Below are 23,850 nucleotides of genomic sequence, written 5' to 3'. Positions count from 1 at the left end.
CGACGACGCCCGCGCATCCGTCACCGAATGTCTTGAGCGACCCGATCCCATGTTGTCAGACCCGGATCTCTACAAGCTGATCTTCGGACGCTTGTCCCTTGAGGACATCCCGTATCACGAGCCGATTCTGCTCGTGACCTTCGCGGGCGTGGCCGTGGCCGGCCTCGCCGTGCTCGCCACGATCACCTACTTCCGCTTCTGGGGCGCGCTCTGGCGCGACTGGGTGACGAGCGTCGATCACAAGAAGATCGGCATCATGTACGTCATCCTGGCGATCGTCATGCTGCTGCGCGGCTTCGCCGACGCGCTCCTGATGCGCGCCCAGCAATCCATGGCCTTCGGCGCGAACGAGGGCTTCCTGCCCCCGCACCACTACGACCAGATCTTCTCCGCCCACGGCGTGATCATGATCTTCTTCGTGGCGATGCCCTTCGTCACCGGCCTGATGAACTACGTCGTGCCGCTGCAGATCGGCGCCCGCGACGTCGCCTTCCCCTTCCTGAACAACTTCTCGTTCTGGATGACGGTGTCGGGCGCCGTCACCGTGATGATCTCGCTCTTCGTCGGTGAGTTCGCCCGCACCGGCTGGCTCGCCTATCCGCCGCTCTCCGGCGCGGACATGAGTCCGGGCGTCGGCGTCGACTACTACATCTGGGGCCTGCAGATCGCCGGCATCGGAACGACGCTCTCCGGCATCAACCTCGTCGCGACCATCGTGAAGATGCGCGCGCCGGGCATGTCCATGATGAAGCTGCCGATCTTCACCTGGACCTCGCTCTGCACGAACGTGCTGATCGTCGCCGCCTTCCCGATCCTCTCCGCCGTTCTCGCGCTGCTGACCCTCGACCGCTACGTCGGCACGCACTTCTTCACGAACGACCTCGGCGGCAACCCGATGATGTACTTCAACCTCATCTGGATCTGGGGTCATCCGGAGGTCTACATCCTCATCCTGCCCGCCTTTGGTGTGTTCTCGGAGGTGACCTCGACCTTCTGCGGCAAGCGGCTCTTCGGCTACGTGTCGATGGTCTACGCCACGGTGGTCATCACCATCCTCTCCTACCTCGTCTGGCTGCACCACTTCTTCACAATGGGCTCCGGCGCCTCCGTGAACTCGTTCTTCGGCATCACGACGATGATCATCTCGATCCCGACGGGCGCGAAGATCTTCAACTGGCTGTTCACGATGTTCCGCGGCCGCATCCGGTTCGAGGTGCCGATGCTGTGGACGCTCAGCTTCATGGTGACCTTCACCATCGGCGGCATGACCGGCGTGCTGCTCGCCGTGCCGCCGGCCGACTTCGTGCTTCACAACTCGCTGTTCCTGATCGCCCACTTCCACAACGTGATCATTGGCGGCGTGCTGTTCGGCATGTTCGCCGGCGTGAACTACTGGTGGCCCAAGGCCTTCGGGTTCAAGCTCGACCCGTTCTGGGGGAAGATGTCGTTCTGGTTCTGGACGATCGGCTTCTACTTCGCCTTCATGCCGCTCTACCTGCTCGGCCTGATGGGCGTGACCCGCCGCGCCAACCACTTCGACGATCCCTCGCTCCAGATCTGGTTCGTGATCGCGGCCATCGGCGCCGGGCTGATCGCCATCGGCATCGCCTCGATGATCATCCAGTTCGCGGTCTCGATCCGGAACCGCGAGGCCCTGCGCGATCACACTGGCGACCCGTGGGGCGGCCGCACGCTCGAGTGGTCGACCTCCTCGCCGCCGCCCGACTACAACTTCGCCTTCACGCCGCGCATCCACGATCTCGATGCCTGGTACGACATGAAGCAGCGCGGCTACGAGCGTCCCCGCGAGGGCTTCAAGGCGATCCACATGCCCAAGAATACCGGCACCGGCGCGATCATCGCGGCGTTCAGCGTGGCGTTCTCCTTCGGCATGATCTGGTACATCTGGTGGCTGGCAGCCCTGAGCTTCGTCGCCATGATCGCCACGGCGATCCTGCACACCTTCAACTACAACCGCGATTTCGACATCCCGGCCGACACCGTCGTGCGGACCGAGGGTGAGCGGACCGCCCTGCTCGCCGCGCGGGCCTGAGAGCGATGACGATGCACGCCGACACCGCGCCCGCCGAGGCTCCGGTCTTCCACGAGACGGAGGAGCACGCCCACGAGCCGAGCACGATGCTCGGCTTCTGGATCTACCTGATGAGCGATTGCCTCATCTTCACGGTCCTGTTCGCCACCTATGCCGTGCTCGGCCGCAACTACGCGGCCGGCCCCTCGCCCATCGACCTGTTCGACCTCAAGCTCGTCGCACTCAATACCGCGATGCTCTTGTTCTCCTCCATCACCTACGGCTTCGCGATGCTGGAGATGGAGAAGGGCTCGCTCAAGGCGATGCAGCTCTGGCTGATCGTCACCGGTCTGTTCGGCGCGGCCTTCATCGGGATCGAGCTCTACGAGTTCTCGCACCTGATCCACGAGGGCGCGACGCCGCAGCGCTCGGCTTTCCTATCCTCATTCTTCGCGCTGGTCGGCACCCACGGCCTTCACGTCAGCTGCGGCATCGTCTGGTTGATCGTCTTGATGATCCAGACCGCCCAGCGCGGCCTGATCCCCGAGAACAAGCGGCGGCTGATGTGCCTGTCGATGTTCTGGCACTTCCTCGACGTCGTCTGGATCGGCGTGTTCACCTTCGTCTACCTGATGGGAGTCGTCCGATGAGCGCCGCCCACGACGCAGCCCATCACGATCATGGCCACGGCGGCCAGGCTCATGGCAGCTTCAAGAGCTACATGACCGGATTCGTGCTGTCGGTCATCCTGACGGCGATCCCATTCTGGCTCGTCATGGGCGACGTGCTGAAGAACCCCGTCTGGACCACGATCCTCATCCTGGCCTTCGCCGTGGTGCAGATCGTCGTGCACATGGTCTATTTCCTCCATCTGAACACCAAGTCGGAGGGCGGCTGGAACGTTCTGGCTCTGATCTTCACCGTGACGCTGGTGGTGATCACGCTGACCGGCTCGATCTGGGTCATGCATCACCTCAACACCAACATGATGCCGATGTCCCCGCACGACATGCTCCACCATCAGCCTTGAGGCGGGTGGGGCGTGGGGGACGAAGCCACGCCGCGCCGCTCACGCGGCGCGCTCGTCGCGATCAATCTGGTCGGGCTGCTCCTCGTCGCGGCCTTCCTCGGGCTCGGGATCTGGCAGGTGCAGCGCCGGGCCTGGAAGCTCGACCTGATCGCCCGCGTCGAGGCGCGGGTGCGGGCGGAGCCTCGCCCCGCGCCCGGACCGGCCGATTGGCCGGCCATCACGGAGGAGGCCGACGCCTATCGGCACCTGCGTCTGACCGGCACGTTCGAATATGATCGGTCCACCCTGGTCCAGGCCCTAACGGCCTTCGGGGGCGGCTTCTGGGTGCTCACCCCGCTCCGCTCAGACCGCGGCTTCACGGTGCTGGTCAATCGCGGCTTCGTGCCGGCCGAACGGCGCGATCCCGCCGGCTGGTCGCAGCCACTGGGCACGGTGACGCTGACGGGCCTCCTGCGCGTCAGCGAGCCCGGTGGCGGCTTCCTGCGCTCCAACGAGCCGGCGACCGAGCGCTGGTACTCCCGCGACGTAGCGGCGATCGCGGGGGCGCGCGGACTCGGCGAGGTGGCCCCCTATTTCGTCGACGCGGATGCGGGGGCCGATGCCGAACTGCTGCCAGTCGGTGGCTTGACCGTCGTCAGTTTCCGCAACGAGCATCTCGTCTATGCGCTCACCTGGTTCGCCCTGGCGGCGATGACGATCGGCGCCCTCGCTTATCTCGGTCGCGAGGCACTTGCCGGCAGGACGCGGACACCGCCGGAATAGTGCCGAAAACCGCCGTTTCATGCTCGGTTGGGAAATGGCCGTTCGCATTCGGTGGACGCGCTGGGATCATTCCCCGTATTTCTGCTTAGCTGGCATTATTCTTAATGCATTTTCATTGCCCGCAATCGGGGTTTCGCGTATTTCCAGACTCTCGGCAGGTCGAATCGGTGAAGCTTCCGTCAAGACTCGTCTTTACAAAGGCAGTTGCGACGAAGTGGAAAGCGGCGCGCCGGACTCGTTTCGAAGACGAAAAGGCGACAGACCGCGCCGGAGACAGTGCAGCTCGGCTGCATGACGCTCCGCAATAGTCCCGCTCGCCGCGAGGCATCAGCATCCTCCCGCAAAGGCCGGGAATGGATGGACGGCGGGGGCGGACGTGTCGGGTGATTTCGGGCTGAAGATTTTCGGTTCTGGCTGGCAACGCCTCGCCCGCGGAGCACTGCTTTTCGTCGGCCTCTCCATGTCCTCGACGGCGGTACTCGCCTATGCGGACTTCCTGCCCGACGCCTTCGACCTCGGAATATTCGACGTCGAGTCCTCCCGCGACACTATCCTGCCGCATGTGGCGCGGCAGGTCGCCCTCGGCGAGCCGCTGCGCATCGTGGCGTTCGGCTCCTCGTCGACGCAGGGCGTCGGCGCGAGCACGCCGGCCGCGGCCTATCCTGCCCGGCTCGAGACCGTGCTGAAGCGCGCCCTGCCCCAGCATTCAGCAGGCATCAGCGTGCTCAACCGCGGGATCGGCGGAGAGGCCGTCGATGAGATGCTGGCCCGGCTCGACCGCGACGTGATCGGCGAGCATCCCGACCTCGTGATCTGGCAGACCGGCAGCAACGACGCCCTGCGCGGCGTGTCGCTCGACCATTTTCGCGAGGAGACGGAGGCTGCCGTGCGTCGCATCCGCGAGGCCGGCATCGACGTGATCCTGATGGAGCCGCAATGGTGCCCGCGCTTCGACGCGACCCCCGGCGCCTATCGCTTTCGCGACGCCGTGCGGCAGATCGGTGTCAGACTCGATGTGCCGGTGATCCGCCGCTCGTCGCTGATGCGAGATTGGATCGCCCAGGCGAAGCTCACCCATACCGAGCTGTTCTCCGCCGACGGCCTCCACATGGCCGATCGCGGCTACGACCTGCTCGCCCAGGCGGCAGCCGAAGACGTGCTGCGCGCTGCCGCTGTTCCGGTTGCCGAGACCGCCGAGACGGTCGAGGACTGAACTTCCCCAAAAACGAAAAAGGGCCCCGCGAGGGACCCTGAACCGTCATCGCTCGCCCGATCGGCGGGATGGTGGCCGCGACAGGGATCGAACCTGTGACCCCTTCTACGTCAAGAGTGTTGCGCCCCGGATAAGGGAGCGTAACAGGAAATATACCGGACCGATTGACTAACTGTTATGGTTCGGGTTTCTGGATATTATGGGTTATCTGACGTTGCGGGAGTTTGAGCAGCTCGTGATGCCCATGTGCTGTCCGGAGTCTGAGCGTATTGCCTATTTATTCTGCTAGAAAAACATAAACAGGACTAAGAGCCAAAGACTATTCGTCGCAATTAGAGAATCTGCTTAATAAGGTGGTTTGCGGAGAGTAATCTGCTTCCCGACAATGCCCTTGAGAGTCTGCTTAGCCTGCTCCGCATCGCCATAACCCAGCTTCACCCAGTTGTTGACCGGAAATCGAACTCGGCCACGTAGCGGGGAAGCGGCCGTTTGCCGCACGGCTGCTTCAAGGTTTTATCTAAGCTTAGCATTAGGCCTCGTTGCACGAAGCGATTGCAGAAAATTGATCGACGGCACCACAATTTGTATTGTATATTATCTTGAAATTGAAAAAATTCGATTTCAAATACGTTCATTGCTTCGGATGCAAATTTTGTATTATCGTAATCGGGCGGCGACCTGACCGAATCGGGCTTCGTCCCATTTAGCGAGAGGGGGGTATTATGCCCGCAACGCTCGTTGTTCCAGCCGCAGGAAAAGACAAAGGCCCGTTTTTAAACTGCGCTAAACAAGTACTGCAAGATTGTTACGCCGGTGATGGTGTTATTTTTACTGCGTTTTCGCAGCAGGGAACAAACGGTACCGTAAAATTTGCTGCGGCTACAAACCCACCGAAGGGCGGCAGTAGTGATTATGTAACTGAAATGCGCCGCGCGACGGACTATATTGTACTTAGTCACATGGGAGAGTTAGACGGACCAATACTTTACAACGACGGCCACACTGACGGTTTGCTCGATATGCAGCCTTGGGCTTGCGTGCCGGGGGATCCGGATCAATTACAGATGCCGGGTATTATCCATTGGACGACAACGGGTGTCTCGCGCACTAATAAAGTCAGAATCATGCTTTTTGGCTGCGACAGCGGCATTACGTACGGAAAGGCTGTTTGTAAGTCTTCTCGATCAGTAACCTATGGTTTTAAAGACGCATGTCCGAGCGCCATTCCCGACTTTTCAGTCAAGGCTGTCAAAAGTATTCAAGCTGGCCGTCCTCAGCACGGTTTGGGCAGATTTGACCCCTGAGAAGTGACCTGTGCCCGAAGTGGGTTGCCGTCCCTCGGCCGCAGGGCGATCCACCGTGGCGCTACACCAAGGCCGGCGTCTCATCATCGATCTAGTTTCAGCTGGCGATCAGGCTGCCGCTTAAAACAGCCGGAGAAGACGCTCGCCGCTGGTTGAGCCTCGCAAGGATGGGATCGATCGCTAGAGGAATCGCGTCGCGTTCGATCGGTTCTCTGACCTCATTGCGTGACTAAACTGTTCCAGTCGCAAAAATGACTGGATCGAGAGGCGAACAAAAGCACGCCGATCTCAGTCTAAAACGTGCTGCCCAAGTGCCGCCTTAACAGTTGGGACGGCTTGAGCCAACGTTACTGAGCTAAGATAAGTTATTGATATTGCGGAGGGAAAATGGTGGGCGCGACAGGGATCGAACCTGTGACCCCTTCCATGTCAAGGAAGTGCTCTCCCGCTGAGCTACGCGCCCGGCCTGGCCCGAGGACCCCGGCAAGGCGGCGGCTATAACCGCTGCCGCACGGCCGTGCAAGCGATGGTTCGGCCGATTTTCGCGGAATCGCGACGAGAACCGGGAGCCGCTGCAGAACGAGGCCACGCACATGCTCGAAATCCGCCAGCCGGGACATACGGGTGCTCGTCATAAGACGGAAATGCTCGTGTGCTTTGCCCGCTTCGGGATTGCCGCTACAGGGTGCGGCGCAACGGGGAGGCTTCGTCGGCCTCCTGCGTGGAGGAGTCCGTCTCTTGCGCATTGCGATGATTGGTTCGGGCTATGTCGGGCTCGTCTCAGGGGCGTGCTTCGCCGATTTCGGCCATGACGTGATCTGCGTCGACAAGGATCCGGCCAAGATCGAAGCCCTGCAGGCGGGCCGTATCCCGATCTTCGAGCCGGGCCTCGACGCGCTGGTCGGCGACAACGTTCGTCAGGGACGCCTGTCCTTCACCACCGAACTCGCTCCGGCGGTCGCGGGCGCCGATGCGGTGTTCATCGCCGTCGGCACGCCCTCGCGGCGCGGCGACGGCTTCGCCGACCTGTCCTTCGTCTACGCCGCCGCGCGCGAGATCGCGGGGGCGATCACCGGCTACACGGTGGTGGTGACGAAATCGACGGTGCCGGTAGGCACCGGCGACGAGGTCGAGCACATCATCCGCGAGACGGCGCCCGAGGCCGAGGTCGCAGTGGTCTCCAACCCGGAATTCCTACGCGAGGGCGCGGCCATCGACGACTTCAAGCGGCCCGACCGCATCGTCATCGGCACGGAGGACGCCCGCGCGGCGGCAGTGATGAACGAGGTCTACCGCCCGCTCTATCTCAACGCCGCGCCGATCCTGGTGACCGGACGGCGTACGGCGGAGCTGACGAAATACGCGGCCAACGCCTTCCTCGCCACCAAGATCACCTTCATCAACGAGATCGCCGACCTCTGCGAGCAGGTGGGCGCCAACGTCCAGGAGGTCGCCCGTGGCATCGGCCTCGACAACCGCATCGGCAAGAAATTCCTGCATGCCGGGCCGGGCTATGGCGGCTCCTGTTTCCCGAAGGACACCCTGGCGCTGGTCAAGACGGCCCAGGACCACGGCGCCCCGATCCGCATCGTCGAGACGGTGGTGGCGGTCAACGACCAGAGGAAGCGTGCCATGGCGCGCAAGGTGATCGCGGCCTGTGGCGGCTCGGTGCGCGGTAAGACCGTCGCGCTGCTCGGCCTGACCTTCAAGCCGAACACCGACGACATGCGCGACGCGCCTTCGCTCTCGATCGTTGCTGGCCTCAGGGATGCCGGCGCCATCGTGCGGGCCTACGATCCCGAGGGCATGGAGCAGGCGCGGCCGCTCCTCGAGGGCATCACCTACGCGGAGGATGCCTATCACTGCGCCGAGGGTGCGGATGCCCTGGTCATCGTCACCGAGTGGAACGCTTTCCGGGCGCTGGACTTCGCGCGGTTGCGCGCGGCGATGACCGAAGCCGTCCTCGTCGACCTGCGCAATGTCTACAGTCGAAACACGGTCGAGAAGCACGGTTTCCGGTATTCGAGCATCGGAATCGCATGACGGGCCAGCTCAGAGGGCAGACTTCGATCCATTCGCCGTCCGCTGGCTGGTCGATCGAGGTTGTCTCTACTGGACAATAACTCGTGCTCGATCGGAAGCTTGTCGGTATGCAATCTAGTATTGCAGCCGATGTGAGATCTGCCACAAAATTTGGATTTATTGATTGCATCGTCTATAAGTTGCAATCTTAGGGTGGATCTCTGCGTGACGCCATCTTGCGATGATTCGCGAACACGAGCCCTTGATCTTGGGGCGCCGAGCGAGGAAACCGCCCGACACCATGGCGGCCTGATCGGCCGCCGAGCCTCGGTCTTCTCGGGCCGGCCTCGGTGACCATACCGATGCCACAGTGAGGGGCGATGGACCCTGCCGGATAGACCCTCAGGGCCTTGCCGTACTCTTTCACGAGCGTGTGCGAATCGAACGTGACAAAACGTACTGACATCGCGATCATCGGGCGTGCTTGCCGCCTTCCCGGCGCTTCGAGTGTCGACGGGCTCTGGCAGCTTCTCAGCGAGGCACGCTGCGCCGTCTCGACGATCCCGGCGGATCGCTGGCCTCTGGAGCGCTACGGGCATCCGCGCGCGAACGAGCGTGGCAAGAGCTACACCTGGGCCGCGGGCGTCATCGACGACGTCTGGTCCTTCGATCCGGGCGTCTTCGGTATCTCCCCGCGCGAGGCCGAGCAGATGGACCCGCAGCAGCGGCTCCTGCTCGAACTGACCTGGGAGGCCCTGGAGGATGCCGGCCTCGCCCCCTCCTCCGTGGCGGGCCGCGACATCGGCGTCTTCGTCGGCGCGTCTTCTCTCGATTACGGCAACCTGCGCATCCTCGACACCTCGTCGGGCGACGCCTACGCCGCGACCGGCAACGTGCTGTCGATCCTCTCGAACCGCATCTCCTACATCTACGACCTGAAGGGGCCGAGCTTCACCCTCGACACCGCCTGCTCGTCCTCCCTCGTCGCCCTCGACACGGCGCTCGTCGCCCTGAACAGCGGACAGGTCGACACGGCGATCGTCGCCGGCGTGAACGTGCTGGCGAGCCCGTTCAACTTCATCTCCTTCTCGAACGCGACGATGCTCTCGCGGACCGGCCTGTGCCAAGCCTTCTCCGCCAATGCCGACGGCTATGTGCGCGCCGAGGGCGGCGTCGTGCTGGTGCTGCAGACCGCGAAGGCGGCTGCGCGCGACGGCAACGTCGTGCGCAGCGTCATCGCCGCCAGCGGCGTTAATTCGGACGGGCGCACCTCCGGCATCTCGCTGCCCTCGGGTACTGCTCAGGGCGTTCTCCTGGAGCAGGTCTATCGCGAGGCCGGCATCGGGCTGGATTCCATCGCCTTCGTCGAGGCGCACGGCACCGGCACGCCGGTCGGCGACCCGATCGAGGCGAAAGCCATCGGCTCGCGGCTCGGCAAGGGACGCAAGAGCCCGCTGCCGATCGGTTCGATCAAGACCAATATCGGCCATACCGAGCCGGTCTCGGGCCTCGCCGGCCTGCTGAAGGCGAGTCTCGCCCTCGAGCACGACCTGCTGCCGCCCTCGCTGCACTCGGCCGAACTCAACCCCGACATCCCGTTCGCCGAGCTGAACCTCTCCGTAAACCGGGCTCCGCTGAAGCTGTCGCGCGGCAAGGCCGAGCGCTTCGCAGGTGTGAACTCCTTCGGATTCGGCGGTACCAACGCCCACGTCGTCCTGACCGATCCGGCTCCCGTCGCGGTAGCGGTCGGCGACGCGCCCGAGCCCGAGATCCTGCTGTTGTCGGCTCAGAGCCGGGCGGCGCTCAACGACCTCGCGCTCGACTATGCCGACCGGCTGGAGGCCGCCGCTCCTGCGGAAGCCGCGCGCATCGCTGCGGCGACCGCCCATCGCCGGGACCGCCTGGCAACCCGCCTCGCCGTGCCGTTCGCCGGAAAGGCGGAGGTCGTGCGCGCGCTGCGCGACGTGGCCGAGGGAGCTGATTCCGATCTCGCCCTCGTCGGAACGGCGGCCGAGCGCTCGGCCGAGGCTGTCTTCGTCTATTCCGGCAATGGCAGCCAATGGGGTGGCATGGGCCGCGAGGCCTACGAGACCAATGCCGTCTTCGCCGCCACCTTCGACCGGGCCGACGCCCTGTTCGCGCCGCTTTCGGGCTGGTCGCTGAAGGAGGCGATGTTCGCCGACGACATCGACGAGCGGATCTCGCTAACCCGGGTCTCCCAGCCGCTGATTTTCGCGATCCAGGCTGCCTCGACGGAGGCGCTCCGCGCACAGGGCCTGAAGCCGGCTTACGTCCTCGGACACAGCGTCGGTGAGATCGGCGCTGCCCAGGCCGCCGGCATCCTCAGCCTGGAACAGGCGGTGAAGGTGATCTTCCACCGCAGCCACCATCAGGAGGCCTCGCGTGGCCTCGGCTCAATGGCGGTGTTGCTCGGCCCGGTCGAGGAGATGGTGGCCTTCCTTGCGGATTATCCGAGCCTCGACATTGCCGCTTACAACAGCCCGAAGGCCATCACCGTGGCCGGTCCGGTCGAGGCGATCGAGGAGGCCATGAAGGCGCTGGCGCGCAAGCGCCGCCGCGGGCGCAAGCTCGACCTCGAATACCCGTTCCACGGCCGGCTCATGGACCCGACCGAGAAGCCGCTGCTGCGCGATCTCGCCGGCCTGAAGCCCGCGGCCGGCCATACGCGGATGGTCTCCACCGTCACCGGAAAGATCGAGCCGGGCTCGGCCTACGGAGCCGGCTACTGGTGGCGCAACATCCGCGAGCCGGTCCGGTTCTGCGAGGGCCTTCAGGAGGCGGCTCGCCAGGGCGCACGCGTCTTCGTCGAGGTCGGTCCGCGGGCCACCTTGCTGTCGCATGTCGGCGATGCCGTCGAGCCGCTTGGCATCGAGATCACCACCGTCGGCGTGATGCACCGCAAGCCAGCAGGCGGCGACCCGATCGCCAAGGCGCTCGCCGCGGCGCTCGTCGCGGGCGCGGCCGTTGACGAGACCAAAGTGTTCGGCCCGAACCCGGCGGGTGCCGTCTCGCTGCCGACTTATCCCTGGCAGCGCCGCTCTTTCCGTCTGCCCGAGACGAGCGAGGGCGTTGGCGGGATGACGCCGCGCTCATACCATCCGCTCGTCGGCTCACGTGTCGCGCCGGACGGCCTGGAATGGCATGGCGCGCTCGACGCGCGACTGGTGCCGGAGCTCGACGATCACCGCATCGAAGGGCAAGTCATCCTGCCGGGCGCCGCCTTCGTCGAAATGGCCCTTCAGGTCGCCCGCGAGGCGCACCGCTCCGAGACGGCCGTGCTCGCCGACCTGGAGATCCAGGCGCCGATGGTGTTCGCGGAGGAGACGCTGCGCGAGGTCGCGGTGCGGCTGTCGGGCTCGGGCAACATCGTCCAGATCCTCAGCCGGCCGCGTCTGACCCAGACGCCCTGGCAACTTCACGTCACCGCCAAGGTCGTGGATGGCGACTATGCGCCGGCCGAGCGCCGCGACGTCGAGCTGCCCGCCGACCATGCCGTCGCGGGTGCCGACCTCTACCGCCGCGCCGAGGCGTCGGGTCTGGGCTTCGGCCCGAGCTTCCGGCAGGTCGCTCTGTCTGCGCGTCTCGACGAAACCACCATCGTTTCCGAGCTGCAGCCCGCCGAGGCCGATACCCGCTACGGCCTCGTGCCCTCGCGCCTCGATTCGTGTTTCCATGGCCTGATCCTGCTCTTCGCCGAACTGCTCGGCGAGGATTCGGCCAAGGCCTACGTTCCAGTGCGCTTCGGCGAGATCCGCCTGAACCGGCCCGGCGCCGTGATCCACCGCGCCGTGATCAACACGCGCCGCTGCAACGAGCGCTCGATCCTCGCCGACTTCACCCTGCTTGACGAGGCCGGAGAGGTCATCGCGACGATCCGCGAGGGCCGCTTCCAGGCGCTTCGCGTCAAGGGCGGCAGCGAGCTTGCGGCCTACGCCATCGCGCAGACGACCGAGCTCGCCTCGGTGCCCACGGCCGCCGCCCTCGATCGCCAGCCGGCCATCGCCGAGATCGTGCGGCCCGGCGCCGCGACGGCGGTTCTGTCCGACGAAGAGCCGCTCGGCTCTGGCCAGCTCCTCCTCGAAGGCTGGGCCACGGCGCTCGCTTACCGCCTCGCCGAGGGCCTGTCGAAGGGCGGCCGGGTCGACCCGGCGAAGCTGCCCGAGGACCTGCGTCCCTGGCTGCTCAACGCCCTCCAGGCCCTGGAGAGCAGCGGCCTTGCCTCGCATGACGGCAAGGCTTGGCGGGTGCGCGGCGACGTGACATTGCCGCGTCCCGAAGAGATCATGCGCTGGATCGCGGCGGATCACCCAGAGCTCTCCGCCGAGCTGGTGCTGATCGCCGACGTGACGGCGCTCGTCGGTCGCCTGCTCGCCGGATCGCCGGCCACGGGCGCGAGCCTGCCGCAGGCGGCGCTCGACGCTTTCGTGATGCGCAGCGCCACGGCCCGCGCCTCGGCCGAGGTGATCGCGCGGGTCGTCGAGACGGCGCGCGATGCCCTGCCCCGCGACCGGGCACTCCGCATCCTCCAGGTCGGCTTCGGCCCGCTTTCGAGCAAGGCCGCCGCCTTCGCCGAGACGATGCAGGCGCAGATCAGCGTGTTCGAGGCCGACCGGCGGCTCGCCGAACGCGCCCGCCTTGCCCTGCCCCGCCGGGTGACGGTGATCGAGGCCGTCGACGATCTGGCACCCGCATCCTTCGACTTGGTGCTGGCGAGCGACGCGCTGCATCGCGCCGACCGCGATCTGCTCGCGGCCGTCGCCAGCGCGCTCGCGACAGGTGGCCTGCTCGTCGCCGCCGAGCCGACCAACGCCCTGTTCCGCGACATGGTCTTCGGGCTCGATGCCGATTGGTTCGAGGGCACCGCGGAGATGCCGCATAGCCGTCTGGAGGACGTCGCCGGCTGGCAGCGTGTGCTCAGCGGCGCCGGCCTCGTCGGCGTCACGGCCGATCGCGCCGCCTCCACCAACGGCAACGACCTGCTGCTGGTGGCCGAGGCGCCGGTGCGCGCACTCGCCCCGCACGGCCAGAGCTTCGCCTTCGTCATCGGCTCCGAGGACGCCTTCGCCGCCGAGACGGCTTCTTCGCTGGCGACCCTGCTCGTCGCCGCCGGCGTGCATGTCTCCATCATCCTCGATTCCGAGCAGTCGCTGCGGGAGCTGGAGCGCGAGAATCCGGACACGGTGGTGTTCATGGCCGGCGCCTTCGGCCATGGCGGTGAGGCGGCCGAGCGCCTGCGCGACCGCTGCCTCAGCCTGAAGCGTTGCGCCGAGCATCTCGGCAGCCGCCAGACTCGTCTCTGGGTCGTGGCCCCCGGCGCGACGCGTGACCGCGGCGGCTACCACGTGGCGATCGAGGCGGGCCTGTGGGCCTTCAGCCGCACGCTCGCCAACGAGACCGCCACGCTCGACGTGCGCCGTGTCGACCTCTCGCCGGCTCTCACAACCGAGCAGGCCTCCCAGCGCCTGTGTGGTCTCATCCTCTCCGGCACGCCGGAGACGGAGATCGTGCTCGACGAGGACGGCACCCGGGTAGTGCGCTTCCATCCCGGCCTTCCGGCCCGCCGCATCGGCGCCGGTGCCGAGGCCGCTCCGGCGGCGCGGCTGGAGCGCAGCAATGCGGGCGGCCTCAACGAGATGGAATGGGGACCGGCCGAGCGGGCCAAGCCCGCATCCGGTGAGGTCGAGATCGCCGTCGAGGCCACCGGCCTCAACTTCCGTGACGTGCTCTGGGCGCTCAACATGCTCCCGGAGGAGATCTTGGAGGATGGCTTCGCCGGCCCACGGCTCGGTCTCGAAGTTGCCGGCCGCGTGGTCTCCGTCGGTCCTGGCGTGACCGACTTCGCCGTCGGCGACCCCGTCGTCGCCTTCGCGAAATCGGGCTTCGCCACGCATATCGTCGTGCCGGAGATGGTGGTCGCGCCGATGCCACCCGGCATGAGCCCGGCCGCCGCGGCGACGATCCCCGTCGCCTTCCTCACCGCCTATTACGGCCTCGTCTCCTGCGCCCGCCTGCGCAAGGGCGAGTGGGTGCTGGTTCATGGCGGCGCCGGTGGCGTCGGCCTCGCCGCGCTGCAGGTCGCCAAGTGGAAGGGCGCCCGTGTCATCGCCACGGCCGGCTCGCGCGAGAAGCGAGCGCTCGTCGAGGCGCTCGGCGCCGAGCACGTGCTCGATTCGCGCTCGCTGGCCTTCGTCGACGACGTCCGCCGCATCACCGGCAACGGCGTCGACGTGGTGCTCAACTCGTTGTTCGGCGAGATGATGGAGCGCTCGCTCAACGTGCTGAAGCCGTTCGGCCGCTTCGTCGAACTGGGCAAGCGCGACTACGTCGCCAACACCCATATCGGCCTGCGTCCTTTCCGGCGGAACCTGTCCTATTACGGCGTCGATCTCGACCAGGTGCTCCAGCACCAGGGCGAGGATGGCGCGCGCATGTTCCGTGAGGTCATCGCGCTGTTCTCGGAGAGCGGGCTCAAGCCGCTTCCGTACCAGCCCTTCACCTCGGACGAGGTCTCCGACGCCTTCCGGCTGATGCAGCAATCCGGGCATGTCGGTAAGATCGTGATCACGCCGCCGAAGGCCGGCAGCGTGGCCCGCGCCCGCAAGACGCCGTTCGCGGTGTCGGACAAGGGCGTACACCTGATCACCGGCGGTCTCGGCGGGTTCGGTATCGAGGCCGCGCGCTGGCTCGCCGATCGGGGCGCCCGGCGCCTGCTGCTCGTCGGCCGCTCGGCAAAGCCCAGTGACGAGGGCCGGGCCGTCATCGCCGAGCTGAAGGCCAGGGGCGTCGCCGTCGAGGTGAAATCCTGCGACCTCACCGACCACAAGGCGGTCGACGCGCTGGTCGCCGGCATCGAGAAGACCGGCAAGACGCTCGCCGGCGTGATCCACGGCGCGATGGTCCTCCAGGACGGCCTGATCGCCAACCTCGAGCCGGAGGCGCTGGAGGCCGTGATCCGACCGAAGGTCATCGGCGCCCAACTGCTCGATGCGGCGACGCGCAATCGCCGGCTCGACTATTTCGTGCTGTTCTCGTCGGCCACCACCTTCATCGGCAATCCCGGCCAGGGCGCCTATGTCGCCGCCAACGGCTTCATGGAAGGGCTTGCCCGCCAGCGCCGCCGGCTCGGTCTGCCGGGGCTTGCGGTGGCCTGGGGCGCGATCGGCGATGTCGGCGTGCTCGCCCGCAACAAGGCGGTGATGGAGACGCTGGCCGGCCGCGTCGGCGTCACGCCGATGGAGGCCCGCCACTGCCTCGACCTCATGGCCGAGGCCCTGGCCGCACAAGGGCCGGCCTCCGACGAGGCCGTCGTCGCCATCGCCGCGATGCATTGGGGCAAGGCGCGCGAGCGCCTCGCCACCCTGCGCTCACCGAGCTACGGCGATCTCGGCTCCGACCAGCAGGCGGAACCCGGCACCGTCGCGGCCATCAACATCGCCGCGCTGCTCAAGGGCAGCGACATCGATACGGTTCGCAAGACCGTCGCCGACGCCATCGTCGAGGACATCGCGCGCATCCTGCGCCTGCCCAAGGACGACATCAGCCGGACCCGTCAGCTCTCGGAAATCGGCCTCGACTCGCTCATGGGTGTCGAGCTCGGCGCGAGCCTGCAGGAGCGCTTCGCCCTCGACGCGCCGCCCGCCGGCATCTCGTCGGGCCTCACGGTGAACGAGCTCGCCGACACCCTGATCCAGGCGGTCGCGACTCCGGTCGACGAGAGCGCGGGTGCCTCCCTAGTGCTCGCCCAGAAGCATCTCGGCGACCTCGACGCCGAGACGCTGGCGCCGTTCCAGGACCTCGTCGAGCAGAACACCGCCGAGATCAAAGAGATCCTGTCATGACCCGATCGACACGGCCCGACGAGGAGGGCCGCGCGGCGCTGGCGAGCTTCGTGACGAACCGCCTGGGTCGCACCCCCTCGCGACCGGCGCCCGCGCCTGCCGAGACCAAGAGCGAGACACCTGACTCCCCTCAGGATTTCGAGAAGCTCGCCGGCTATCGCGAACTGAAGCTGCAGCGCTCCGCGGCCGACCTGATCGGCGTCGCCAACCCGTTCTTCCGCGTGCACGAGACCCGTGCCGGCGCGACGACGCGGATGGAGGGGAAGACCTGCATCAACTTCTCGTCCTACGACTATCTGGGCCTCAACGGTCATCCGTCCGTGAGTGGGGCTGCGCGGAAGGCGATCGAGGCCTACGGCACCTCGGCCTCCGCGAGCCGGATCGTGGCGGGCGAGCGCCCGGGCCACGGCAAGCTGGAGAAGGCGCTCGCCGCCCATTACGACACCGAGGCCTGCGTGGTGATGGTCAGCGGCCACGCCACCAACGTCACCGCGATCGGCGCGATCCTCGAACCGGCCGACGTGATCTTCCACGACGCGCTGATCCACAACAGCGTGGTGACTGGCGCCCAGCTCTCGGGTGCGCAGCGCCGCTCCTTCGCCCATAACGATCCGGCGGCCCTCGAGAAGCTCCTGGAGGCCACCCGTCACGAGCATCGCCGCGCGCTGATCGTGATCGAGGGCCTCTACAGCATGGACGGCGACGCGCCGGACCTCGCGGCCTTCGTCGAGCTGAAGCGCCGCTACGATTGCTGGCTGATGGTCGACGACGCTCACGGGCTCGGCGTGCTCGGCCGGACCGGCGCCGGTCTGCACGAGCATTGCGGCGTCGACTCGTCCGACGTCGACATCTGGATGGGCACGCTCTCGAAGACGCTCTCGTCCTGCGGCGGCTACATCGCCGGACCGGCGGTTCTGATCGAGTACCTGAAATGCACGGCCGGCGGCTTCGTCTACAGCGTGGGACTGTCGCCTCCGCTGGCGGCCGCGAGTGATGCGGCGCTGGCCGTGATGCTCGCCGAACCCGAGCGGGTCGAACGCCTGCGCCGCAACGGCAATCAGTTCCTGGCGCTGGCCAAAAAGGCCGGCCTCAACACAGGGACGAGCCTCGGCCTCGCGGTCATCCCGGTGATCGTCGGCGATTCGCTGAAAGCCGTGACGTTGTCGAACCGGCTCTATGGGCGCGGCATCAACGTCCAGCCGATAATACACCCGGCGGTGCCGGAGCGGGCCTCTCGGCTACGCTTCTTCATCACCTCCGAGCATACGGCCGACCAGATCAAGGAGACGGTCGCCGCGATCAGTGAAGAACTGGGGGCGCTGGAGACCGGAAGCACGCTGATCGAACAGCTCATGGCGCGCCGCGGGATCTGATCGATCGCGCGCTCTCCAGACGAAAACGGCCCGGACCTTGCGGTCCGGGCCGTTTTCATTCGTCGAGGCCGGCGCCGGCTCAGATGCCATAGGCGACCTTGCCGGTGTTGCTCTTCTTGAGGTTGCGGAAGCGCGCCATCGCCCAGAGCGGGAAGAACTTCGGGTAGCCGTGGTAGCGCAGGTAGAACACCCGCGGGAAACCGGTCGCCGTGTAGCGCTCTTCCGACCAGAAGCCGTCCGCCCCTTGCGTCCGGGACAGGAAGTTGATGCCGCGGGCGACCGCCGGGTCGTCGACCTCGCCCGCCGCCATCAGCGCGAGCAATGCCCAGGCCGTCTGGGAGGCGGTGGATTTGCCGGGCTCGAATTCGGGATTGATCTTGTAGCTCAGCGCGTCCTCGCCCCAGCCGCCATCCGGGTTCTGGATGCGGATCAGCCAGGCTGCGGCCTTCTTGACCTGCGGATGGCTCGGATCGACGCCTGCCGCGTTCAGAGCGCAGAGCACCGACCAGGTGCCGTAGATGAAGTTCATGCCCCAGCGACCGTACCAGCTTCCGTCGGTCTCCTGATCGTTGAGCAGGTAGGTCACGCCGCGGTCGAGCGCCCGGCTCGTCTCGCGTGTCTCGCCGAGCTGCGAGAGCATCGAGACGACGCGCGCGGTCACGTCCGCGGTCGGCGGGTCGAGCAGCGCGCCATGGTCCGAGAACGGAATGTGGTTGAGGTAGTGGTGGTTGTTGTCGGCATCGAAGGCCGCCCAGCCGCCATCGGCGCTCTGCAGGCCCTCGACCCATTCGCGGGCGCGGGCGATCGAGGCCGAGTAGTCCGGCATGTCGCTGACGAGGCCGTGCTGGCGCATGGCGCGATCCATCGCCATCACTACGACGGCGGTGTCGTCGAGATCGGGATAGTGCGGGTTCGCGTACTGGAAGGCCCAGCCACCGGGCCGGACATCGGGCTTGGCCGCGGCCCAATCGCCCTTGATGTCGAGCACCTGGAGGGGCTTGAGCCAGTCGAGGCCGTCACGCGCCGTAGCCTCGGCCTGAGCGCCGCCGGCTTCGAGCAGGGCGTGGCCCGATAGCGCCGTATCCCAGACCGGCGAGACGCAGGGCTGGACGTAGGCCTCGTCATCCTTCTCGACGACGAGTTTCTCGATGGCCTCGCAGGCGATCTTCACCTGCGGATGGTCCTTCGGATAGCCGAGCACGTCGTACATCAGCACTGAGTTGGCCATGGCGGGGTAGATCGCGCCGAGGCCGTCCTCGCCGTTCAGGCGCTCGCTGACCCAGGCCACGGCCTTGTCGATGGCGCGCTGGCGCGGCGTCTTCGGGAAGTAGTCCTGTGTCTTCTGAAGCACGCGGTCGATGGCGCCGAAGATCGGCGTCCAGGGCCACGCGGCATGCGGCGAGCCGGGCCAGGTGCGCACGGAGGCGGGCGGGGTCACGAAAAGCTCCTGCACGCCGATGCCGCGCAGGTTCTTCGCGAGCGGCTTCTTCGCCTGCAGGACGAACAGCGGCACCATCACGGTTCGAGCCCAATAGGAGACCTTGTCGAGGTGGAACGGGAACCACTTCGGCAGATGCATGATCTCGACGGGCATCACCGGCACCGCCGTCCACGGAACCTCGCCGTAGAGGGCGAGCATGAAGCGGGTGAAGACGTTGGCGTTGCTTGCGCCGCCGCGGCTGAGGATCGCCGCGCGCGCCTTGCGCATGTGCGGGGCCTCGATGTCGTCACCGATCATCTTCAGCGCGAAATAGGCCTTCACACTCGCGCTCATGTCGAAGGCGCCGTCATGCACCAGCGACCAGCCGCCATGATGCGGGGACTGCGTGCGGCGCAGATAGGCGCCGATCTTCTGCTCCAGTCCCGGTTTGACCTCGGTCGCGCGGAAATGGTGGTACAGAATGTACTCGGACGGGATCGTCGCATCGGCTTCGAGCTCGAAGCAGATATGGCCGTCGCTCTGCGCGAGATCGGACAGAGAGCGCGTGGCGGCCTGGATGCTGCGCTCGACCGTATCGAGCGAGACATCCCGCGTCTTCACGCGCTGCAGCGACTCGACCTTCGAGTTCATCCTGTCGACGGCAGCCTCTCGCATCGCTTCGGTCCCCGAAATCCTCATTCCCGTCGTCATGCGTCACGCAGCTCCCGCGTGCCTGTGTCCGACCGCACGTGCCGGAACGGACAAGCTTGCCCGACCTTTAAGCGCGAGCGCGGCATTTGTTCCCGACCGGATCGCGCCCTCGATGGTCGAGGGCAATCCGGTCGCGATCCAATCGCCTGCCAGGACGAGATTGTCGTAAGCGGTCGCCGCGCCCGGACGACGTGCGGCCTCCGCGGGGGTTGCCGCGAAGGTCGCTCGCTTCTCCTTGACGATCTGCCAGCTAGGCAATTCGCGTGCAAGTCCGTGCAGACCCGCGATCTCGCGCCAGATCTGGCGGGCGAGGTCCTCGCGGGGCACGTCGAGCAGATGATCCGCGCCGCTGATCGTCACCGAGAAGCGGTCGGGATAGGCGAAGAGCCATTCCGTCAGGCCGCCGACGATGCCGAGCAGCAACGGGCTTCCCGGTGGCGGCACGGCCACGAAATGCGCGTTGACGATCGAGCGGAATTCCTGGGGGGCGGGCAGGCCCGGCATCAGGTCGGCGGCGACCCAGGGCGGGACGGCGAGCACCGCGGCATCGCCTGGACCGATCTCGGTCGGCTCGTCGGTGAAGTCGAGGCGGGTGATGCGTCCGCCCCGCGCATCGATGCCGCGCAGGCGCCGGCCGAACCGGATCTCGGCGCCGCGCCGCGACAGGTAGGCGAGCGCCGGGTCGACGAAGGCTGTTGAGAGGCCGTCCACGGCCACCAGCGGGCGGCAGGCTTGGCCGCCGGCGCCGAGCGTCTCACGCAGGATGGTCGCGGCGAGCCCGACATCGCTCTCGCGCGGGTCGGTATTGAGGGCGGCGAGCAGCACCGGATGCCAGAGCCGCTCGTAGAGCGTGCCCTCGCACGGGATCGTCTCGCCGATCGTGCCGGCCTGACCGGGCTTCTTGCCGGAGGCGGCGAGCATCAGCGTCAGGGGCGCGAGGTAGTCGCGCGCCCGGCTTCCCGGCACCCGGCGCGAGCTGGCGAGCACCCACCAGGGCAGTCGGCCGGCATTCGGCCGCAGCGTCCAGCGCTCGCCGGTGCGCAGGTCGGCGAAGTCGAAAGCCGCCTCGTCCGGTCCCTGCAGCGCGTTGGCCGGCGCGCCGATCGTCTTCAGAAACGCGAGCGCAGAGCGGTTGCCGGACAGCAGCAGATGGTTGCCGTTGTCGATGGTCAGTCCGAGAGACGGATCGAAATACGACCGGCAGCGGCCGCCGGCATGTTTGGCTGCCTCGTGCAGCACGACGCGATGGCCGGTCTCCGCGAGACCGACCGCAGCCGCAAGGCCGGCGAGCCCAGCGCCGACCACGTGGACGGTGGCCGCCATCAGACGATCCCGTGCCTCAGCGCGACGCCGATGAGTGAGAGCTTCGACGGCTTCACCCGCTCGCGCGGCGCGGCCCAGCCGCGCTTGATCACCGCTTCCAGATAAAGGTGGTAGGCCGCAGCCATCAGGCGGGCCGCCTTGGTCGCGCCACGCGGGTTGCGGCGGATGATGTCCCAGGTGGCGCGATAATGCCCCTCCGCTTCCGCGGCGACGCCGGCGCAGACCTCGGCCAGCCGAGGATGAGCCAAAGCGCTCTGCGGGGTCGGATGCTGGAGGCCGACCGCCTGGAATTTCTCCAGCGGCAGATAGAGGCGGCCGCGCTCGGCATCCTCATCGATGTCGCGCAGGATGTTGGTGAGCTGCAGCGCCCTGCCCTGGTGCCAAGCGAGCTTGATCCCGTCTGCCTCCGGCATGCCGAAGATGCAGACCGAAAGCCGGCCGACGGCACTCGCGACGCGGTCGCAATAGAGGTCGAGCTTGTCCTCGCTCGGCGCGACGATGTCCTCGACCGCGTCCATCGCCATGCCGTCGATGACGTCCTGGAAGTCCTGGCGCTTCAGGCCGTATTGCTTCACTGGGCCGACGAGCGGCTGCACACGGGCGGCCGGCTTGCCGGCATAGAGCGCGTCGATATCGGCCCGCCAGCGGTCGAGCTCGGCCGCGCGGACCTCGCGAGCGCCGCCATCGTCCGCGACGTCATCCACCGCGCGACAGAAGGCGTAGACAGCATACATCGCCTCGCGCCGCTCGGGCGGCAGCAGGCGCATCGCCGTGTAGAAGGACGAGCCGGCGGCCGGCAGGGCCTGGGCCTCGCTGGTCGATACGTCGACGGGGCTCGCGGTGGCGCTCATCGTTTTGCCTCCGCCGTAGTCATGCCGTTGGACCGGCTGCGGAACGGCCGGCGCACCAGCGTCGCAGCGATGCCGCCGAGTGCCGTCATCGCGAAGCCGGCCTTGGAGTGGTGGACCTTCTCCGAAAGCGGGTCGCGTGTCAGCAGCCCGCGCGTCAGCACCACCGCGAGGCGATGGATCGCCGCGATCTCGAGGCTGAGACGCAGATCGTCGATGAGACCGGGCAGCGGGGCGCCCTCCTCCAGCAGGTCGAGCGTCCTCTGTGCCAGTTCGCGGATCGCCGCGAGGAGCTGCGGCGATGAGGTCGCGGCTCCGAGCATCGCGACGTCGGCCCCGTGCTTCCGCAGGGTGTCCTCGGGAAGATAGACGCGGTCGAGATTGCGAAAATCCTTGCCGCAATCCTGGATGTGGTTGAGCACCTGCAGCGCCGCGCAGATCGCATCCGAGGTCTTCCAGACCCGTGCCGGGTCCTCGCCATGGATGTCGAGCACGAAGCGGCCGACGGGCATGGCCGAGTAGCGGCAGTAATGGATGAGCTCGTCCCAATCGGCGTAGCGGCTCTTGCGCGCATCCATGCGGAAAGCGTCGAGCAGTTCGAGCGCGTGGGTCGGCGGCTGATCGTGGACCGCAAGCTCGCGCTTGAGCGGCTCGGCCTCCGGGTCGGACGGCCCCTTGCCGGTCAGCGAATCCGCGAGCGCCTCGAGCATCGCGATCTTCTGCTCGGGCGACAGCTCGGCATGGTCGGCGATGTCGTCGCCGGCGCGGACATAGTCGTAGAAGGCCAGGATCGCCGCGCGATAGCGCGGATGGATCAGGTGGGACGCGACCGGGAAGTTCTCGTCCTTGTGGCCCTTGCCCGAGCGGGTCTCGGTGGCGGTGATCGGCCCGGCGCTCATCGCGACGCCTTCATGTAGCCGGCCTGCCGGAACCATTCGATCGCGCCGGAGAGGCCTTCGCGATAGGGGCGCGAAGTGTAGCCGAGCTCGGCCCGCGCCTTCGCGTCGGAGAAGAACATCTTGTACTTCGACATGCGCACGCCATCGATCGTGGCGAGCGGCGCCTTGCCGGTCACCCGCGCGACCTGCTCGGAGATGAAGGCGATCGGGTAGATCACGGCATAGGGGAGTTTGGTCGTCGGGGCCTTGCGGCCAACCATTCCGGCGATGTCGGCGAGCATCTGCGCCAGCATCACGTCCTCGCCGCCGAGGATGTAGCGCTCGCCGATGCGGCCCTTGTTCAGGGCGAGCAGATGGCCGGCAGCGATGTCGTCGACATGGGCGAGGTTGAGCCCCGTATCGACGAAAGCCGGGATTTTTCCTTGCGCCGCGTCGAGGATGATCCGGCCCGTCGGCGTCGGCTTGACGTCGCGCGGGCCGATCGGCGTCGAAGGATTGACGATGACGGCCGGCAAACCGTCACGGGCCACCATCTCCTCGACCACGCGCTCGGCCACCACCTTGCTGCGCTTGTAGGCGCCGATGGCGGTCTCGGGCGTCAGCGGCCGGGTCTCGTCGGCGGGGGTGCCGTCCTGATGCGGTTTGATGGTCGCGACACTGGACGTGTAGACGATCCGCTCGACGCCGGCCTTGAGCGCCTCCTCCATCAGGATGCGCGTGCCGTCGCGGTTCGTGCGGACGATCTCTTCCATGTCCGGCGCCCAGAGCCGGTAATCGGCCGCGGCGTGGATCAGGTAGCGTTGCCCGCGCATCGCCGAGGTCACGGCGGCACGGTCACGCATATCCGCCTCGACGATCTCGACGTCGGACCAGGTCAAGTTGGTGCGGGGCGAGGAAGCGCGCACGGTGATGCGCACCCGGAAGCCGGCCTTGCGGAACACGTCGACGAGCGCGGCTCCGAGGAAGCCACTCGCGCCGGTGATCAGCACGGGCCCCGGTTCGAATGGGCCGCTTGAGGTCGGCTCTGTCATGTCTCTCGCGTCGACCATGAGGA

The 23,850-nt window shown here is 66.8% G+C and carries 14 protein-coding genes and 1 tRNA gene; 9 read left to right on the top strand and 6 right to left on the bottom strand.

The genetic code is table 11. The features are described 5' to 3' along the window. Window positions 1–49 precede the first annotated feature (49 nt). From cyoB to GGR33_RS22030, 6 genes are all read left to right on the top strand, one after another. The gene (gene cyoB / locus GGR33_RS22055) at window positions 50–2,053 is read left to right on the top strand and encodes a cytochrome o ubiquinol oxidase subunit I (RefSeq protein WP_183509731.1); all 2,004 of its coding nucleotides are present in this window, start codon (window positions 50–52) and stop codon (window positions 2,051–2,053) included. Window positions 2,054–2,058: 5 nt separating this feature from the next. Beyond that, on the top strand, window positions 2,059–2,682 hold the full coding sequence (gene cyoC, locus GGR33_RS22050) for a cytochrome o ubiquinol oxidase subunit III (RefSeq protein WP_183509725.1): 624 nt from the start codon (window positions 2,059–2,061) through the stop codon (window positions 2,680–2,682). Further along, window positions 2,679–3,062: a cytochrome o ubiquinol oxidase subunit IV gene (gene cyoD, locus GGR33_RS22045; protein ID WP_183509722.1), complete on the top strand. Its 384-nt coding sequence runs from the start codon at window positions 2,679–2,681 to the stop codon at window positions 3,060–3,062. The genes cyoC and cyoD overlap by 4 nt, the downstream gene beginning before the upstream one ends. A 12-nt stretch (window positions 3,063–3,074) precedes the next feature. After that, the gene (locus GGR33_RS22040; protein WP_425488807.1) at window positions 3,075–3,824 is read left to right on the top strand and encodes an SURF1 family protein; all 750 of its coding nucleotides are present in this window, start codon (window positions 3,075–3,077) and stop codon (window positions 3,822–3,824) included. Window positions 3,825–4,284: 460 nt separating this feature from the next. Then, complete coding sequence (locus GGR33_RS22035) at window positions 4,285–5,037, top strand: SGNH/GDSL hydrolase family protein (protein WP_183509880.1); 753 nt, start codon at window positions 4,285–4,287, stop codon at window positions 5,035–5,037. Window positions 5,038–5,759: 722 nt separating this feature from the next. Further along, on the top strand, window positions 5,760–6,341 hold the full coding sequence (locus GGR33_RS22030; RefSeq protein ID WP_183509719.1) for a hypothetical protein: 582 nt from the start codon (window positions 5,760–5,762) through the stop codon (window positions 6,339–6,341). Between the two features lie 388 nt (window positions 6,342–6,729). Here the strand turns inward: GGR33_RS22030 and GGR33_RS22025 are convergent. Next, window positions 6,730–6,804: transfer RNA gene (locus GGR33_RS22025), tRNA-Val, on the bottom strand. Window positions 6,805–7,079: 275 nt separating this feature from the next. Here GGR33_RS22025 and GGR33_RS22020 point away from each other — a divergent pair. From GGR33_RS22020 to GGR33_RS22010, 3 genes are all read left to right on the top strand, one after another. Continuing rightward, window positions 7,080–8,384 carry a UDP-glucose dehydrogenase family protein gene (locus tag GGR33_RS22020; RefSeq protein WP_183509716.1) on the top strand — a complete coding sequence of 435 codons (1,305 nt, stop codon included), beginning with the start codon at window positions 7,080–7,082 and terminating at the stop codon, window positions 8,382–8,384. Window positions 8,385–8,809: 425 nt separating this feature from the next. Next, window positions 8,810–16,222 (top strand): type I polyketide synthase, encoded by a 7,413-nt coding sequence (locus GGR33_RS22015; RefSeq protein WP_183509711.1) that lies wholly within the window; start codon window positions 8,810–8,812, stop codon window positions 16,220–16,222. Beyond that, the gene (locus GGR33_RS22010; RefSeq protein ID WP_183509703.1) at window positions 16,219–17,595 is read left to right on the top strand and encodes an aminotransferase class I/II-fold pyridoxal phosphate-dependent enzyme; all 1,377 of its coding nucleotides are present in this window, start codon (window positions 16,219–16,221) and stop codon (window positions 17,593–17,595) included. The genes GGR33_RS22015 and GGR33_RS22010 overlap by 4 nt, the downstream gene beginning before the upstream one ends. Window positions 17,596–17,674: 79 nt before the next feature. Here the strand turns inward: GGR33_RS22010 and shc are convergent, their stop codons facing one another. Genes shc through hpnA form a run of 5 tightly spaced genes read right to left on the bottom strand, consistent with a single transcriptional unit; the run spans window position 17,675 to window position 23,827 of the window. Continuing rightward, window positions 17,675–19,690 (bottom strand): squalene--hopene cyclase, encoded by a 2,016-nt coding sequence (gene shc / locus GGR33_RS22005; protein WP_183509700.1) that lies wholly within the window; start codon window positions 19,688–19,690, stop codon window positions 17,675–17,677. 39 nt (window positions 19,691–19,729) lie between these two features. Continuing rightward, window positions 19,730–21,049: a hydroxysqualene dehydroxylase HpnE gene (gene hpnE, locus GGR33_RS22000; protein ID WP_183509691.1), complete on the bottom strand. Its 1,320-nt coding sequence runs from the start codon at window positions 21,047–21,049 to the stop codon at window positions 19,730–19,732. Beyond that, on the bottom strand, window positions 21,049–21,900 hold the full coding sequence (gene hpnD / locus GGR33_RS21995) for a presqualene diphosphate synthase HpnD (protein ID WP_183509681.1): 852 nt from the start codon (window positions 21,898–21,900) through the stop codon (window positions 21,049–21,051). The genes hpnE and hpnD overlap by 1 nt, the downstream gene beginning before the upstream one ends. Next, window positions 21,897–22,796 carry a squalene synthase HpnC gene (hpnC, locus tag GGR33_RS21990; protein WP_183509668.1) on the bottom strand — a complete coding sequence of 300 codons (900 nt, stop codon included), beginning with the start codon at window positions 22,794–22,796 and terminating at the stop codon, window positions 21,897–21,899. The genes hpnD and hpnC overlap by 4 nt, the downstream gene beginning before the upstream one ends. Continuing rightward, window positions 22,793–23,827 carry a hopanoid-associated sugar epimerase gene (gene hpnA, locus GGR33_RS21985; RefSeq protein ID WP_183509658.1) on the bottom strand — a complete coding sequence of 345 codons (1,035 nt, stop codon included), beginning with the start codon at window positions 23,825–23,827 and terminating at the stop codon, window positions 22,793–22,795. Before hpnA ends, hpnC begins: the two co-directional genes overlap by 4 nt. Window positions 23,828–23,850 lie beyond the last annotated feature (23 nt).

It is taken from the genome of Methylobacterium brachythecii (genome assembly GCF_014196345.1).
Lineage (GTDB): Bacteria > Pseudomonadota > Alphaproteobacteria > Rhizobiales > Beijerinckiaceae > Methylobacterium > Methylobacterium brachythecii.
The sequence above is the reverse complement of the archived record's forward strand: the minus strand, read 5'-3'. Positions and strand labels throughout refer to the sequence as shown.

Bases quoted from the DNA above. Each gene is read 5' to 3' on its own strand.
- cyoB (WP_183509731.1), top strand. From the start codon at position 50: ATGTTGTCAGACCCGGATCTCTACAAGCTGATCTTCGGACGCTTGTCC.
- cyoC (WP_183509725.1), top strand. From the start codon at position 2,059: ATGACGATGCACGCCGACACCGCGCCCGCCGAGGCTCCGGTCTTCCAC.
- cyoD (WP_183509722.1), top strand. From the start codon at position 2,679: ATGAGCGCCGCCCACGACGCAGCCCATCACGATCATGGCCACGGCGGC.
- GGR33_RS22035 (WP_183509880.1), top strand. From the start codon at position 4,285: ATGTCCTCGACGGCGGTACTCGCCTATGCGGACTTCCTGCCCGACGCC.
- GGR33_RS22030 (WP_183509719.1), top strand. From the start codon at position 5,760: ATGCCCGCAACGCTCGTTGTTCCAGCCGCAGGAAAAGACAAAGGCCCG.
- GGR33_RS22010 (WP_183509703.1), top strand. From the start codon at position 16,219: ATGACCCGATCGACACGGCCCGACGAGGAGGGCCGCGCGGCGCTGGCG.
- shc (WP_183509700.1), bottom strand. From the start codon at position 19,690: ATGCGAGAGGCTGCCGTCGACAGGATGAACTCGAAGGTCGAGTCGCTG.
- hpnE (WP_183509691.1), bottom strand. From the start codon at position 21,049: ATGGCGGCCACCGTCCACGTGGTCGGCGCTGGGCTCGCCGGCCTTGCG.
- hpnD (WP_183509681.1), bottom strand. From the start codon at position 21,900: ATGAGCGCCACCGCGAGCCCCGTCGACGTATCGACCAGCGAGGCCCAG.
- hpnC (WP_183509668.1), bottom strand. From the start codon at position 22,796: ATGAGCGCCGGGCCGATCACCGCCACCGAGACCCGCTCGGGCAAGGGC.
- hpnA (WP_183509658.1), bottom strand. From the start codon at position 23,827: ATGACAGAGCCGACCTCAAGCGGCCCATTCGAACCGGGGCCCGTGCTG.